General features: G+C 71.5%; 13 protein-coding genes. 10 read left to right on the top strand and 3 right to left on the bottom strand.

Going from position 1 to position 14315, the window contains the following annotated elements:
- The first annotated feature begins 88 nt into the window (after window positions 1-88).
- From Ga0609869_RS12330 to Ga0609869_RS12310, 5 genes are all read left to right on the top strand, one after another.
- A complete protein-coding gene (locus Ga0609869_RS12330) occupies window positions 89-1381 on the top strand; it encodes an ABC transporter substrate-binding protein (protein WP_125404225.1) in 1293 nt (430 codons plus the stop codon).
- A gap of 63 nt (window positions 1382-1444) precedes the next feature.
- A complete protein-coding gene (locus Ga0609869_RS12325; protein WP_125404224.1) occupies window positions 1445-2371 on the top strand; it encodes a branched-chain amino acid ABC transporter permease in 927 nt (308 codons plus the stop codon).
- A complete protein-coding gene (locus Ga0609869_RS12320) occupies window positions 2368-3312 on the top strand; it encodes a branched-chain amino acid ABC transporter permease (protein ID WP_125404223.1) in 945 nt (314 codons plus the stop codon). Before Ga0609869_RS12325 ends, Ga0609869_RS12320 begins: the two co-directional genes overlap by 4 nt.
- Window positions 3309-4034 (top strand): ABC transporter ATP-binding protein, encoded by a 726-nt coding sequence (locus tag Ga0609869_RS12315; RefSeq protein ID WP_125404222.1) that lies wholly within the window; start codon window positions 3309-3311, stop codon window positions 4032-4034. The genes Ga0609869_RS12320 and Ga0609869_RS12315 overlap by 4 nt, the downstream gene beginning before the upstream one ends.
- The gene (locus Ga0609869_RS12310) at window positions 4027-4722 is read left to right on the top strand and encodes an ABC transporter ATP-binding protein (RefSeq protein ID WP_125404221.1); all 696 of its coding nucleotides are present in this window, start codon (window positions 4027-4029) and stop codon (window positions 4720-4722) included. The genes Ga0609869_RS12315 and Ga0609869_RS12310 overlap by 8 nt, the downstream gene beginning before the upstream one ends.
- 297 nt (window positions 4723-5019) lie before the next feature.
- Here Ga0609869_RS12310 and Ga0609869_RS12305 read toward each other — a convergent pair whose 3' ends face one another.
- Window positions 5020-5445, bottom strand: a complete 426-nt coding sequence (locus Ga0609869_RS12305; protein WP_125404220.1) for a MarR family winged helix-turn-helix transcriptional regulator — start codon at window positions 5443-5445, stop codon at window positions 5020-5022.
- Window positions 5446-5511: 66 nt separating this feature from the next.
- Between Ga0609869_RS12305 and Ga0609869_RS12300 the strand changes: the two genes are divergently transcribed.
- The 5 genes from Ga0609869_RS12300 to Ga0609869_RS12280 are packed head-to-tail and all read left to right on the top strand — an operon-like array spanning window position 5512 to window position 11965.
- Window positions 5512-6402: an FAD binding domain-containing protein gene (locus tag Ga0609869_RS12300; protein ID WP_125404219.1), complete on the top strand. Its 891-nt coding sequence runs from the start codon at window positions 5512-5514 to the stop codon at window positions 6400-6402.
- On the top strand, window positions 6399-9122 hold the full coding sequence (locus Ga0609869_RS12295) for a molybdopterin-dependent oxidoreductase (protein ID WP_211336796.1): 2724 nt from the start codon (window positions 6399-6401) through the stop codon (window positions 9120-9122). The genes Ga0609869_RS12300 and Ga0609869_RS12295 overlap by 4 nt, the downstream gene beginning before the upstream one ends.
- A complete protein-coding gene (locus Ga0609869_RS12290) occupies window positions 9119-10558 on the top strand; it encodes a 6-hydroxynicotinate reductase (RefSeq protein ID WP_125404218.1) in 1440 nt (479 codons plus the stop codon). The genes Ga0609869_RS12295 and Ga0609869_RS12290 overlap by 4 nt, the downstream gene beginning before the upstream one ends.
- Window positions 10555-11391 carry a UPF0280 family protein gene (locus tag Ga0609869_RS12285; protein WP_125404217.1) on the top strand — a complete coding sequence of 279 codons (837 nt, stop codon included), beginning with the start codon at window positions 10555-10557 and terminating at the stop codon, window positions 11389-11391. Before Ga0609869_RS12290 ends, Ga0609869_RS12285 begins: the two co-directional genes overlap by 4 nt.
- Window positions 11384-11965 (top strand): amino acid synthesis family protein, encoded by a 582-nt coding sequence (locus tag Ga0609869_RS12280; protein WP_125404216.1) that lies wholly within the window; start codon window positions 11384-11386, stop codon window positions 11963-11965. The genes Ga0609869_RS12285 and Ga0609869_RS12280 overlap by 8 nt, the downstream gene beginning before the upstream one ends.
- 75 nt (window positions 11966-12040) lie before the next feature.
- Here Ga0609869_RS12280 and Ga0609869_RS12275 read toward each other — a convergent pair whose 3' ends face one another.
- Window positions 12041-12988 (bottom strand): glucokinase, encoded by a 948-nt coding sequence (locus Ga0609869_RS12275; protein ID WP_125404215.1) that lies wholly within the window; start codon window positions 12986-12988, stop codon window positions 12041-12043.
- Window positions 12985-14313 (bottom strand): GH1 family beta-glucosidase, encoded by a 1329-nt coding sequence (locus tag Ga0609869_RS12270; protein ID WP_125404214.1) that lies wholly within the window; start codon window positions 14311-14313, stop codon window positions 12985-12987. The genes Ga0609869_RS12275 and Ga0609869_RS12270 overlap by 4 nt, the downstream gene beginning before the upstream one ends.
- Window positions 14314-14315 lie beyond the last annotated feature (2 nt).

The following is a 14315-nucleotide window of genomic DNA, read 5'->3' as shown; positions in this document are numbered from 1 at the left end:
AAAAAATGGACAAGCCCGGCGGGCCTGTTCAAACTGAGCACAGAAGAGGAGGAGCCATCCTCCCGCGCCTTCAACAGGGATGATTGCCATGTCCGAGAGTTTCAAACCCGCCGACCCCGCGCGCCGCGGCGCGCTGAAGACGCTGGCCGGGGCCGCCGCCGGCGCCGCCAGCCTGCCGCTCTGGGCGCGCTATGCCGGCGCGCAGAGCGCCGAACCCATCCGCATAGGGTTCCAGATGCACGCCACCGGCATCGGCGCGGCCTACGGGCGCTGGTACGACCGCACCACCCGCGCCGCCACCAGCCTGATCAACGAGGCCGGCGGGATCAACGGCCGGCCCGTCGAGATCGTCACCGAGGATGACGGGACCGACCCCAAGCGCGGTGCCGAGGTGGTGGAGAAATTCGCCAACCAGCACAACTGCGACGTGGGCTACGGCACGCTCTTCAGCCATGTGGTGATGGGCTCGGCGCCGCGGGCGGGCGAGTTGAAGATGCCCTATTTCGTGGTCTCCGAGGGGCACCACGTGGCCTCGGGCGCGCTCAACCGCTGGACCGTCCAGCCCGGCATCTGCGACGTGAAAAGCCAGGTGCTGGCGATGGCGCCCTTCGTCAGCCAGACCCTGGGCAAGAAGGTCACGATGATCTTTCCCGATTACGCCTTCGGCCACGATCACCGCGATTTCTTTTCCGAGGCGATGGCGGCCAATGGCGGCGAGGTGATCGCCAAGCTGGCGATCCCGCCCACCGAGACCTCGTTCACCAAGTATTTCCCCAAAATCCCGCGCGAAACCGAGGTGATCTACCACGTCATGGTCGGCCCCGCGGTGCTGACCTTCGTCAAGGAGATGGGCGAGTTCTTCGGGCCCTCGCGCCCCGAGATCTTCGGCTTCATCGACAGCCTCGAGGCGGTCGACCTGTCGAGCCCGGGCCTGGAATTCCTGGAGGGCACCTATTTCTGGGAAGGGATGCCGCGCTATGCCCAGCCCGACCAGACGCCCTATGACGCGCATTACCGTGCGGCCGTCGGCGTCGATGAGACCGGCGCCTCGGTGAACGATCCCAAGGACGTGTCGACCTATGCCCACATGTTCGGGTGCTGGGAGACGCTTTACGTGATCAAGGCCGGGATGGAGGCCGCGGGCTACCAGGGGCCGGCCGACCGGCAAAAGCTGATCGAGGCGGTCGAGGCGATGACCGACATGCCCCATTCCAACGAACACCCGCAAGGGGCCAAGCGGTTTAACGGCAAGACCCACCAGGTGTTCGGGCCGCAATATATCTCCAAGCTCGAAGGCGGGCGGCTGGACGTGATCCACACCGCCAGCCTGGAAGAGACCTTCTATCCCGACGAGGTGGATTACACCGCGCGGTCGTTCTGAGCCTGACACGTATCGCCCGGGGGCGCCCGCCCCCGGCGCTTTCCTCCCGAAAACGGAGACCGCATGGATTTCGGTCCCTATCTCTTGCTCGCCTCGCTGGAGGGCGCGGTGACGGCGGCCGTGCTGGCGCTGATGGCCGCGGGGCTCAGCCTGGTCTTCGGTGTGATGCGGGTGGTCAACGTGGCCCATGGCGAGTTTTACATGCTGGGCGCGGTGCTGGCCTGGGTCGTGGCCTCGGCGGTGGGGGGCGGGCCGGTGCTGGGTTTCGTCGCGGCGCTGGTCGTGGCGCCGCTGCTGGTGGGCGCGCTCGCCGCGGCGGCGGACGTCACCGTGCTGAAGCGGCTGGATTACGACCCCGAACGGACCATCGTGGCCACGATCGGGCTGCTTTACATCCTGCAACAGCTCACGCTGATGGGCTATGGCCCCGAGGCGCGGCCCGTGGCGCCGCCCTTCAACGCGCGCCTCGCGCTGCCCTGGGTGGAATGGGGCGACGCGGGTCCGCAGCTTTACTGGCCCTGGGGGCTGAGCATCACCAGCTACAAGCTGTTCGTGATCGGCGCCGCGGTGGCGGTGCTGGCGGGGTTGTGGCTGTTCATGACCCGCACGCGGGTGGGGCTGGTGATGCGCGCGACGCAGCTTGACGGCGAGATGGCGCAGGCCTTCGGCATCCCGGTGGAACGGGTCTATGCCGGGGTCTTCGGCCTGGGCGCGGCGCTGGCCGCGCTGGCGGGCGTGCTGATCGTGCCGATCCAGCAGGCGCATTACCTGATGGGGGGCGAGGCGCTGCTGCTGAGCTTCATCGTGGTCATCATCGGCGGCTTGGGCAGCCTCGCGGGCACGGTCATTGCCGCGGTGCTGATCGGCATGTCCGACGGGATCATCTCGGTCTTCTTTTCGCCGACGCTGGCCAAGATCATCGCCACGCTGCTGGTGGCCTTCGTGCTGGTCTTTCGCCCGCGCGGGCTGATGGGAAAGGCGGCGCGATGACCGGCCGCGGACGCGAGATCGCGCTGCATGGCGGTCTGGTGGCGCTGCTGGCGGTGCTGGCCTTCGTGCTGCCGGCCTATCACCACGGCAACGTGGCGCGGGTGATGGTGCTGGCGGTCTACGCCATGGGCTACAACCTGGCCTTCGGCTATACCGGGCTGCTCAGCCTCGGGCACGCGATGTTCTTTGCCGCGGGCATGTATGGCATGGGCCTGCCGGCCTATCACCTCGGCCTCGGGGCCGGGCTGTCGTTCGTCGCCGGGCTGGCCGCGGCCGCGGGGCTGGCGCTGGCGGTGGGGGTGCTGGCGCTGCGCACGGCGGGGGTCGCGTTTATGATCGTGACGCTGATGTTCTCGCAGGCGGCCTATCTGACGATCCTGCTGTTCGGCACCTATACGAGGGGCGACGAGGGGCTGGTGCTGACCCGCGCCTCGCGCGTCTTGGCCGGGGTCGATCTGAGCGACCCGATGGCGCGCTACGTCGCGGCGCTGGGCCTGTTCGCGGTGGCGCTCTTCTTCACCCTCTGGCTGGTGCGCCAGCCGGAGGGGCGGGTGCTGGTGGCGATCCGTGAGAACGAGGAGCGGGCGGAACTCTTGGGATACAACGTCTTCCGGCACAAGCTGGCGGCGATCGTGCTGTCGGGCACGATGTCGGGCGCGGCGGGGGCGGCCTATGGCCTGTTGTTCGGCTATGTCGGCGCCAGCTTCGCCGAGGTGCAATATTCGATCTTCCCGCTCTTGTGGGTGCTGCTGGGCGGGGCGGGCACGGTGATCGGGCCGTTTCTCGGCACGCTCTTCATGTTCTACCTGATCGATTTGTCGGCCGATATCACCAGCGCCTACATGCTGATCGCGGGGCTGGCGCTGGTGCTGCTGACGCTGTTCGCGCCGCAGGGGCTGGGGGGCGAGATACGCCGGCGCTGGGCCGGGTGGCTGCCATGAGCACGCTTTTGTCCACCCGCGCGCTGAGCAAGCGTTTCGGCGGGCTGACCGCCGTTCACGAGGTCGATTTCGACCTGCCCGAGGGCGAGATCCGCGCGCTGATCGGGCCCAACGGCGCGGGCAAGACCACCTTCGTGTCGATGCTGATCGGGCGGGTCGCGCCGAGTGCGGGGGCGGTGGTATTCGACGGGCAGGACGTGACCGGCCTGCCGGCCCATTCCCGGGTTGCGCTGGGGATGGCCTATACCTTCCAGATCACCTCGGTGTTCGCGCGCCTCGCGGTGGCCGAGAACGTGGCGCTGGCCGCGCGGCGGCGGCTGGGGCGCGACCGGGCAGCGGTGCGCGAGGCCACGGCCCGGGCGCTCGACCGGGTCGGGCTGTCGGACCGGTCGGGCGCGCTGGCCGGCGATCTCAGCTATGGGCACCAGCGGCTTCTGGAGGTCGCCATGGGGCTGGCGCAGCGCCCCCGCCTGTTGATCCTCGACGAGCCGACGCAGGGCCTGTCCGATAGCGAGATCGCCGCGTTCAAGGCGCTTATCCGGGGGCTGGCGGCCGAGACCACGATCCTGTTGATCGAGCACAACATGGCCGTGGTGATGGAGCTGGCCGACACGGTGACGGTGCTGAATTTCGGCGAGGTGCTGGCCGAGGGCACGCCCGCCGAGATCCACGCCAGCGCCGCGGTGCAGGCGGCCTACCTGGGGACCGGCGCGGATGCTTGAGATCGACGGCATCGACGTCGCCTACGGCCCGGCGCAGGTGCTGCGCGGGCTCTCGCTGACCGCCCGGCCGGGCGAGATCACCTGCCTTCTGGGCCGCAACGGCGCGGGCAAGACCACGACGATGAAGGCGATCATGGGGCTTTTGCCGCTCAGGGCGGGCAGCATCACGCTGGATGGCGAAGATATCGGGCGGCTGCCGGCGCACGAGGTGCCCAGGCGCGGCATCGGCTACATCCCGCAGGGCCGGCGGCTCTTTGCCGAGCTGACCGTGGCGCAGAACCTCGAAATCGGGCTCCGGGCGCGGCGCCGGGGCGACGAGGTGCGCGCGCGCGTGCTGGGTCTCTTTCCGCGGCTGGCCGACCGGCTGGGCCAGCGCGCCGAGACGCTGTCGGGCGGCGAGCAGCAGATGCTGGCCACCGCCCGCGCGCTCTGCCTCGAGCCGCGGGTGCTGCTGCTCGACGAGCCCACCGAGGGGCTTCAGCCCTCGATGATCGCGCTGATCCGCGAGGTGGTGGTCGAGCTGCGCCGGCAGGGCGTGGCGATCGTGCTGGTGGAACAGCGCATCGACGCGGTTCTCTCTGCCGCCGACCGGGTGGTCTTCATCGAGAACGGCCAGAGCCGGGCGGCGGTCGACGCCGCCGAACTGCGCGACGACCCGGCCTTGCTGAAGCGGTATCTCGGGGTTTGAGGGGCCTTGCCCCGTCGCCATTGTCCCTCGGGCCAATGCGCGGCAATGGCGACCCCCCAGGGTATTTGGACCAAGAAGAAGCCGGCAATGGGTTCTTCTGGCCGCAAATATCCCGGGGGGAGTCCGAAGGACGGGGGGCAGCGCCCCCCTTGCGCCGCTGCAGTCGCGGTGTCCGCGCCCTCGGCAAGCCTGCCAGTGCCGTGTCCGCCGTCGCCGATGGCGTCGCGGCATCTGCGCCTCTCCTGGCGGTCGCGTTCTGCATCCTCTCAGGCGATTGCAGGTGCGGTCCCGGCGCCCTCAGCCCAGCTTTTCCAGCAGGCGCAGGAATTCCGCCCGCTCGGCCTCGGCCAGGGGGGCCAGCGTCTCGCGCGTGACCCGATGCGCCGCGGCCACCTGCGCCTCGAACAGCGCCCGGCCCGCCGGGGTGGGCCGCACGAAGATGCGGCGCTGGTCGCGGTCGTCCGGTGCGGTGTCGACCAGCCCCTTGGCGCGCAGCCGGTCGATGACGCCCTTGATCGTCGCGGCATCCATCGCCGTGGCCCGGCCCAGCGCGTTCTGCGACCGCGGCCCGGCCTCGCAGAGCTTGGCCAGCGCGGCGAACTGGGTGGGGGTCAGCCCCTCGATATGCGCGGCAAAGATCGCCAGGTGCCGCTGGTTGGCCCGGCGCATCAGGAAACCGACCTGAGCGTCCAGCAGGTAGGGCTCGGTTCCGGTCTCGTGCATCGCGGCGGGCTCCTTGGCGTCGGGAATTCCATGTTGACAGGGTTGGGGCCCGCGCTCAACGTTTGCATGCGAACAATCGTCCAACAGGGCACGAGGTGCACCGCTTTGGCCGGCTATGTCAGGCCCGATACCCTTGATTCCGCGCTGGCGGCGCGGGCAAAGGGCCTGCGCGTCGCCGCGGGCTGCACCGATCTCTTCGCGGCGGTCCGGGGGCCGGCGCTGTCTGGCGGCATTCTCGATATCACAGCGATCCCGGAGCTCAGGGCGATTTCCGAAACGCCCGAGCACTGGCGCCTCGGCGCGACCGCGACCTGGAGCGACATCCGCCTTGCGCCCCTGCCGCCGGCGTTTGACGGGCTCAAGGCGGCGGCGCGCGAACTGGGCGCGGCGCAGGTGCAAAACGCCGGCACCCTGGGCGGCAACCTGGTCAACGCCTCGCCCGCCGCGGACGGGGCGCCCTGCCTGCTGACGCTGGAGGCCGAGGTCGAGCTGGCCTCGCGGCGCGGCACCCGGCGGCTGGCGCTGGGCGATTTCCTGACCGGGCCGCGGCAGACGGCGCTGGCCGAGGACGAGTTGCTGACCGCCGTGCTGGTGCCCAAATCCGCCGCTGCGGGGCACGGGGCGTTCCTGAAACTCGGGGCGCGGCGGTTTCTGGTGATCTCGATCGCCATGGCCGCCGCGCGGCTGGACCTCGACGGCGGCAGGGTGCGCCACGCCGCGCTGGCCGTGGGCGCCTGTTCGGCCACCGCCCGGCGTCTGCCGGCGGCGGAGGCCGCGCTGGCCGGGGCGCGCGCCGATGCCGGGCTGGCCGCGGCGATCACCGCCGACCTGGTGGTGCCCGGTCTTTCGCCCATCGACGATCTGCGCGCCAGCGCCGACTACCGGGCGGCGGCGGCGGTCACGCTGTTGCGCCGGGCCGTGGCCGGGCTTTGCACGGGTCGGGAGGCCGCGGCATGACCGGGATGCGCCTGTCGCTGACCGTCAACGGGGCGACGCACCATGTGGCCGCGCCGCCGGGCCGGCGCCTGTCGGAGGTGCTGCGCGGCGAGCTGGGGCTTTTCGGTACCAAGGTGGGCTGCGACGCGGGTGATTGCGGGGCCTGCACGGTCCTGATCGACGGCGCGCCGGTCTGCGCCTGCCTGACGCCCGCGGCGCAGGCGGCGGGGCGGGCAATCAGCACGGTCGAGGGGCTTTCGGGCGAGGGGCTGTCGCGCCTGCAACGGGCGTTTCTGCACCACGGGGCGGCGCAATGCGGCATCTGCACGCCGGGGATGCTGATGGTGGCGACGGCGCTCTTGGCCGACCGGCCCCGGCCCAGCCGCGCCGAGGTGGAAGAGGCGCTGGGCGGCGTGCTGTGCCGCTGCACCGGGTACACCAAGATCGTCGACGCGGTCTGCGATGCGGCCGATGCCGAGGCGCCGGGGACGCCGCCCCGGGCGGGCCGCGCGGTGGGCGCGGCGGTCGAGCGGCTGGACGGCGTGCCCAAGGTCGCGGGGCAGGAATGCTTTGGCGCCGACGCGCCGCCCGCGGGGGCGTGGCTGGTGCGGGCCGTGCGCTCGCCCCACCCGGCGGCGCGGTTTTCCTTTGGCGACCTGGCGGGCTGGGCCGACCGCAACGGCGTTCGGGTCTTTACCGCCGCCGATTTGCCGGGGGAAAACCGCTTTGGCGTGATCCCGCCCTTTGCCGACCAGCCGGCGCTGGCCGAGGGCGCGGCCCGGTTCCGGGGCGAGGCGGTGGCCATCGTCGCCGGACCCGAGGCCGCGGTCGAGGCGCTGGACCTCGACGCCTTTCCGGTGACGTGGGAGCGGCTGGAGGCGATCGAGGCCCCCGAGGCGGCGAGGGCGGCACGCCTGCTGCACGACGCCCGGCCCGGCAACCTCTTGACCGGCGGGCGGGTCGTTACCGGCGATGCCGACGCGGCGCTGGCGGCCGCCGCCCACGTGGTGGCGGGCGAGATGCGCACCCGGTTCGTCGAACACGCCTATATCGAGCCCGAGGCCGGCTGGGCGCGGGTCGAGCCCGACGGCACGCTGACGATCCGTGCCTGTACCCAGGCCCCGGTGATGGACCGCGACGATACCGCCCGCGTGCTGGGCCTGCCGCCCGCGGCGGTGCGCATCCAGCCCGCGGCGGCGGGCGGCGGCTTCGGCGCCAAGCTGGACCTGTCGCTGCAACCGCTGGTGGGGCTCGCCGCGCTCAAGACCGGGCGGCCCTGCCGGATGGTCTTTGGCCGGGCCGAGTCGATGATGGCCACGACCAAGCGGCACCCGGGGCGGATGCGCGCGCGGGTGGGGTGCGATGCCGAGGGCCGCATCGAGGGTATGGATTTCGACGGGGTCTTCGACACCGGTGCCTATGCCAGCTGGGGGCCCACCGTGGCCACCCGCGTGCCGGTCCACGCCTCGGGGCCCTACCGCATCCCCGCCTACCGGGCCGAGACCGAGGCGATACATACCAACAACCCGGTCGCCGGCGCCTTTCGCGGCTTTGGCGTGCCGCAGGCGGCGATCCTGCAAGAGACGCTGTTCGACGAGCTGGCCGAGGCGGCGGGGCTGGACCGCCTGGACTTCCGTTTGAAGAACGCGTTGCTGGATGGCGAACGCAGCGTCTGCGGGCAAGAGCTGTGGGGCGTGGGCATCGCCGAATGCCTGCAGGCGCTGGCGCCCCGCTGGCAGGCCGCGCTGGCTGCGGCGGCCGCGGCCAATGCCGGCGGCGGGCCGCTGCGCCACGGCGTGGGCCTTTCGTCGTGCTGGTACGGCTGCGGCAACACCGCGCTGCCGAACCCCTCGACCGTGCGGGTGGGCATCACCGCTAAGGGGCGGCTGCGGCTGCACCAGGGCGCCACCGATATCGGACAGGGGGCGAACACGGTCATTGCCCAGCTTCTTGCCGACGCGCTGGGGCTGCCGCTGGCGGATGTCGATCTGATCGGTCCCGATACCGCGCTGACGCCCGATTGCGGCAAGACCTCGGCCTCGCGCCAGACCTACGTCACCGGCAAGGCCGCGGTTGCGGCGGGCGGGGCGCTGCGCGCCCTGATCCTGGCCCGCGCGAACCGGGGCGAGGATTCGACGCTCAGGCTGGAGGGCGGGCGGCTGATCGTCGCCGACGCCCAGGGCGAGACGGTGCTCGGCCTCTCCGACCTGCCCGAACAGGACCACGGCTATGTGCTGATGGCCGAGGAAAGCTATGACCCGCCCACCGTGCCGCTCGACGAAGACGGGCAGGGGGTGCCTTACGCCGTCTACGGCTACGGCGCGCAGATCGCCGAGCTGTCGGTCGATACCGAACTGGGCACCGTCAGCGTGCATCGCATCACCGCCGCCCACGATCTGGGCCGTGTCATCAACCCGCTGCTGGCCGAGGGGCAGGTGCAGGGCGGCATCGCGCAAGGTCTCGGCCTCGCGCTGATGGAGGAATACCTGCCCGGCCGCACCGAAAACCTGCACGACTACCTGATCCCCACCACCGGCGACATGCCCGAGATCGAGACGATCTTCATCGAAAAGCCCGACCCCGAGGGGCCGATGGGCGCCAAGGGGCTGGGCGAGCATGTGCTGATCCCCACCGCGCCGGCGATCCTGAACGCGATCCGCCACGCCACCGGCGCGCGGCTGACCGAGGTGCCCGCGCTGCCCCACCGGGTGCTGGCGGCGCTCCGCGAGGCGGGGCGATGAGCGGGGGCAAGATCCGCTGCGAGGCCTGCCCGGTGATGTGCTACGTCGCCGAGGGCCAGACCGGCGCCTGCGACCGCTACGCAAATGAGGGCGGGCGCATCGTGCGCTGCGACCCGCTGACGATCTTCGACCGGCGGCTTGAGGCAGGCGACGAAATGCGCCCCTTCCTGGGGGGCGAATGGGACGGCAACCCGCTGGCCGACAGCACCCTTTTCGTCAGCGCCGTGGGCGCGGGCACCACCTATCCCGATTACAAGCCCGCCCCCTTCATCGTCAGCCGCGAGATCGACGGGGTGGATTTCGTCACCGTCGTCACCGAGGCGATCTATTCCTATTGCGGCGTCAAGGTGAAGATCGATACCGACCGCCACCTCGGGCCCGAGGGCGCCGTGGTGCGCGCCGCGGGCGAACCCGTGGGCCTCGTCATCACCTCCGAATACGGCTCGCAGATGCTGTCGCTGGGGGGCGTCGACCACCTGACCGGCGGCTCAAAGGCCGAGGGCCGGGTGACCTGCGACACGCTGATGGCGCTGTGCAACAAGGCGCCGGTCGAACTGGAGGTCGAGGGCGGCGCGCGGGTCACGGTGCAGGCCGGACAGCCACCGGTGGTGGACGGGCAGGTGGAAACCCGGATGCGCGTCGGCTGCGGCTCGGCCGCGGTGGGGATGTTCGCGGCGCATTGGCAGGGGCTGGTCGACGAGGTGGTGGTCGTCGACGACCACATCACCGGGGTGATGTCGGAACACCAGGCGGGCAAGGTGCTGGGCTGGAAACCGACCGGCATCCGCATCAGGGGGCGACGGTCGACGCCGGGGCGGTATTTCCAGGTGGCGGCGCCGGGCCTTGGCTGGGGCGGCACCGATCTGAGCGACCCGTTGACGATCCTCGGCAAATGGGAGGCGAAAAAGGGCGCGCGGCCGGGGCTGAGCCTGTTGATGGTCTCGACCACCGGCGAACACGCGGGGTATTACGTGCTGGACGACGGACTGCGCCCCGTGGCGCAGGAGATGCCCCGCGTGCTGGCCGAAACCGTCGATCTCATCGCCGAGAATTGCGAGCCCGCGCTGTGCAACGTCCTGTTCGCCGCGGGGGCCGGGGGGTCGTTGCGCGCGGGCGTCACGCGCAACCCGGTGCGCCTGACCCGATCGGTCAAGGCGCTGAAGACCCGCGTCACCTGCGGCGGGGCACCGGCCTGGATCTGGCCGGGGGGCGGCATCACGCTGATGGTCGACGTGACGCGCATGCCCGACGGCTCGTTCGGCTCGGTGCCGACGCCGGCGCTGGTCGCGCCGCTGGAATTCACCCTGCCGCGGGCCGATTACCGGGCGCTCGGCGGCCATGACGAGGCCGTGCGCAGCGTCTCTGACATCCTGGAAAAGGGCGGCGAATACGGCGGCGCGGTGCGCGGACTGGGCCCGCGGGAGCAGATGCCGTGAACGGGCCGCAGTCACAGCGCCTGCCGGGCGACAGGCTGCACCTGCACCACGGGCCGATCGACCTGGTGATCGGGGCCAACCAAGCGGCGCGCGCGGCGGCCTTCGCCTTGGCCGCCGCGCGGTTCGACGGGCTGCTGGAAGAGCTGGTGGCGGAACTGCCCGCGCTGCGCCGGCCCACGGGCGAGGCGGTGCTGAAGGGCCCCGTGGCCCGCGCCATGGCGAAGGCGACGCGGCCCTTCCGCCCGGCCTTCGTCACGCCGATGGCGGCGGTGGCCGGTGCCGTGGCAGATGCCGTTCTGGAAACGATGGCGCGCGCGCCGGGGCTTTCGCGCGCCTATGTCAACAATGGCGGTGACGTGGCCCTGTTCCTGGCGCCCGGCGAAACCATGGCGGCGGCCATGGCCGGCGGGCGGATCGCGCTGTCTGGCGACGACCCCTGGCGCGGGGTCGCCACCTCGGGGCGGGGCGGGCGCAGCCAGTCCCTGGGCATCGCCGACGCGGTCAGCGTCGTGGCGCGGACCGCCGCGCGGGCCGACGCCGCGGCCACGATGATCGCCAACGCCGTGGACCTGCCGGGCCATCCTGCGGTGCGCCGCCGGCCGGCCTGCGAGATCGCCCCGGACAGCGATCTCGGGGCGCGGCCGGTCACCGTGGGGCTGGGGCCGCTGGCTGCCGAAGACGCCGCCCTTGCGCTGGACCGCGGTGTCGGCCTCGCCGAAACCTTGCGCGCCCGCGGCCTGATCGGCGGCGCGCATCTCAGCCTGCGCGGCCAGCACCGGACGGTGGATCCGGCGGCCGCGATACGCCAAAGAGAGGACGCCGAAAATGCCTGAATTTCCAATCCGCAAGACGATGATCCTGCTAGAGGACATCCACCACGAGGGGGGGCCGCCGCCCGCCGCCCCGCGCCAGCGCGGCGCGATCCTGGCGCTGGTGAAAAACCCCTATGCGGGGGGCTATGTCGCGCAATTGCAGGGCGGCATGGACGACCTCAAGCCGCTGGGCCTGATGCTGACCGACCGGCTGATCGCGGCGATGGGCGGGCGCGCGGGGATCGACGGCTACGGCAAGGCCGCGATGGCGGGCGCGGCGGGCGAGTCCGAGCACGCGGCGCTTTGGCACGTGCCCGGCGGCTATGCCATGCGCGAACGGCTGGGCGAGGCCAAGGCCATCGTGCCCTCGGCGATGAAGGTGGGCGGCATGGGCGCGCGGATCGACATTCCGCTCGGTCATATCAACGCGGCCTACGTGCGCAGCCATTTCGACGCGATGGAGGTCGGCATCCCCGATGGGCCCCGGCCCGACGAATTGCTTCTGGCGCTGGCGATGAGCCGGGGCCCGCGGGTGCATGACCGGATGGGCGGGCTGGCCGCCAGAGATGTGAAGGGAGAGGATGGCCTGCGATAGGAGCGAAAAAAACAATCCCTTGGCAATGCTTTGCGGTCAGAAAGTGATGTGCCGCGCGAGGTATCCTTTCGCCGCTCAGCCTTGCGCCGAAAGATAGCCGGCGCAGCCGGTGAGCGCCGCGAAATCGTCCTCGACGGTAAAGACCGCGATGTCATGCAAGAGGCGTGAAAACCGGCCCTTGGCGCGGAACGCGCGGGTAAAGCCGCAGGGCTCCAGATGCGGCGTGACCGCGCGGGCCACGCCCCCGGTGAGGTAAAGGCCGCCGAAGGGCAGAAAGGTCAGCCCGAGATTGCCGGTCACGCGCCCCAGCATATGCGCGAAAAGCGTCAGCGCGGCGCGGGCCTCGGGGCTGTCGGCCGCCTCGGCGATGATCTCGGCCGCGCTGCGCCTTGGCGCGGCGTCGCCGCGCGTGACCCAGGCGTGGACGGCCTCGAGACCGCGGCCCGACAGCACGTCCTCGACCGCCGCAAAGCCGTCGGCGCCGGCGACGAAGCGCGCCATCTCCTGCCCCTCGGCGTCGTCGACCGGCAGGTTGACATGGCCCGCCTCGCAGGCCGGCACGTGCAGCCCCGCGCCGGTGGCATAGACCGGTGCGGCGTTGAACCCGGTGCCGACCCCCACCACCAGCCGCGGCGCGCCCGGCTGCACGGGCGCGTCGATCACCGGCACGCAGGCGTCCGGCGCGAGATGGTCGAGCGCGTGGCCCTGCGCCTGCAGATCGTTGAGCAGGGTGACATGGGGCAGCGCCAGCGCGCGGCGCAACTCGGCCTCGTCGAGCGTCCAGTCGAGATTGGTCAGCCGCCCGACGCCGTCCCGCACCGGGCCGGCCAGCGCGAAACATCCGCCCGAGAGCGCCGGCGCCCCCTGCGCCGCGAGATAGGCGGCCAGCAGCGGCGCCAGCCCGGCATGGTCGGCGTTGCGGTAGCGGCAGACCGAGCCGGGCAGCAGCTCCGGCCCCTCGGCCAGCGCCACGCGGGTATTGGTGCCGCCGATATCGGCGACCAGCGAAAGCGGGGCGCTCATGCCGTCCTCCCTGTCAGCGCGCGGGCCAGGGCATGGTACGACGCCTTGGGCGTGCGCGCGAGGCTGTCGAAATCGACATGCACCAGGCCAAAGCGCTTGGCATAGCCCAGGGCCCATTCGTAATTGTCCAGCAGCGACCAGACCATGTAGCCCTTCAGCGGCACGCCGGCGGCGATGGCGGCGCGCGCGACGTCCAGATGGGCGTCGAGATAGGCGATGCGGTCGGCATCGTCGATCGCGCCCGCCTGCTTTCGGTCGGGCGCGGCCATGCCGTTTTCGGTGACGTAAAGCGGCAGATCGCCGGTGTAGCCGGGCACCAGGTTCAGCACATGGGCCAGGCCCTCGGGGCAGATTTCCCATCCCATGTCGGTTTTCGGCAAGGGGCCGGGGCGCTCGGCCAGGCCCGGCCAGGGCCCCGGCGCGGCGACCAGCCGCTTGCAGGTGTAGTAATTGATCCCCAGCCAGTCGAGCGGTGCGCGGATCGTGTCGAAATCGCGCTCCCACCCCCGCGGCAGGTGCGGGCCCAGCCCGGCCAGCGCCGCCTCTGGATAGCCGCCGCGAAACAGCGCCTCGAGGAAGAACCGGTTGTAGCAGGCATCGTAGGTCGCCGCGGCCGTGACGGCGCCGGGGTTGTCCTCGGCGGGCAGGGCGTATTCGAAGTTCAGCACGGCGCCGAGATTGCCCAGCCCCGCCGCGCGCCAGGCGGCAACGGTCTGGCCGTGGGCCAGCAGGATGTGGTGCGCGGCCCGCGCCGTGGCGCGGATGTCGCGCAGGCCGGGCGCGTGGACCCCGTGAAAATGACCCAGCCAGGCGATGCACCACGGCTCGTTGACCGGCGCGGCCGACCACAGCCGGTCGCCCAGCCGCGCGGCGACGATCTGGCCGAACTCTGCCAGGCGCGGGGCGATGTCGCGGTTGGCCCAGCCGCCGCGGTCGGCCAGCGGCGCGGGTAGCTCCCAGTGGTAGAGGGTCAGCGCGGGCCGCAGGCCGCGGGCCAGTGCCGCGTCGACCAGCCGGTCGTAGAAATCCAGACCCTGCGGGTTGGGTGCGCCCGTCCCCTCGGGCTGGATGCGCGCCCAGGAGGTGGAAAAGCGGTAGATGTCGAACCCCGCCCCTGCGGCGAGGTCGAGGTCCTGCGCGTACCGGTGGTAATGGTCGCAGGCGCGCGCGCCGGTCTCGGCGCCGGCGACGTTGCCCGGGGTGGCGGCGAAACTATCCCAATGGGTGGGTCCGGCGCCGCCATGGGCGTGCCCCTCGATCTGGTAGGCCGAGGTTGCTGTGCCGAAGAGGAAACCGTGCGGGAAATCGGCGCGGCGCGTCCGCATGG

Source organism: Rhodovulum iodosum (assembly GCF_041020385.1).
Taxonomy (GTDB): domain Bacteria; phylum Pseudomonadota; class Alphaproteobacteria; order Rhodobacterales; family Rhodobacteraceae; genus Rhodovulum; species Rhodovulum iodosum.
Note: the sequence above shows the minus strand (reverse complement) of the source record. Positions and strands in the feature narration are given on the sequence as shown.

Coding starts and splice junctions, on each gene's coding strand:
- Ga0609869_RS12290 (WP_125404218.1), top strand. CDS start 9,119: ATGAGCGGGGGCAAGATCCGCTGCGAGGCCTGCCCGGTGATGTGCTAC.
- Ga0609869_RS12330 (WP_125404225.1), top strand. CDS start 89: ATGTCCGAGAGTTTCAAACCCGCCGACCCCGCGCGCCGCGGCGCGCTG.
- Ga0609869_RS12295 (WP_211336796.1), top strand. CDS start 6,399: ATGACCGGGATGCGCCTGTCGCTGACCGTCAACGGGGCGACGCACCAT.
- Ga0609869_RS12305 (WP_125404220.1), bottom strand. CDS start 5,445: ATGCACGAGACCGGAACCGAGCCCTACCTGCTGGACGCTCAGGTCGGT.
- Ga0609869_RS12270 (WP_125404214.1), bottom strand. CDS start 14,313: ATGCGGACGCGCCGCGCCGATTTCCCGCACGGTTTCCTCTTCGGCACA.
- Ga0609869_RS12310 (WP_125404221.1), top strand. CDS start 4,027: ATGCTTGAGATCGACGGCATCGACGTCGCCTACGGCCCGGCGCAGGTG.
- Ga0609869_RS12325 (WP_125404224.1), top strand. CDS start 1,445: ATGGATTTCGGTCCCTATCTCTTGCTCGCCTCGCTGGAGGGCGCGGTG.
- Ga0609869_RS12315 (WP_125404222.1), top strand. CDS start 3,309: ATGAGCACGCTTTTGTCCACCCGCGCGCTGAGCAAGCGTTTCGGCGGG.
- Ga0609869_RS12320 (WP_125404223.1), top strand. CDS start 2,368: ATGACCGGCCGCGGACGCGAGATCGCGCTGCATGGCGGTCTGGTGGCG.
- Ga0609869_RS12300 (WP_125404219.1), top strand. CDS start 5,512: ATGCGAACAATCGTCCAACAGGGCACGAGGTGCACCGCTTTGGCCGGC.
- Ga0609869_RS12275 (WP_125404215.1), bottom strand. CDS start 12,988: ATGAGCGCCCCGCTTTCGCTGGTCGCCGATATCGGCGGCACCAATACC.
- Ga0609869_RS12280 (WP_125404216.1), top strand. CDS start 11,384: ATGCCTGAATTTCCAATCCGCAAGACGATGATCCTGCTAGAGGACATC.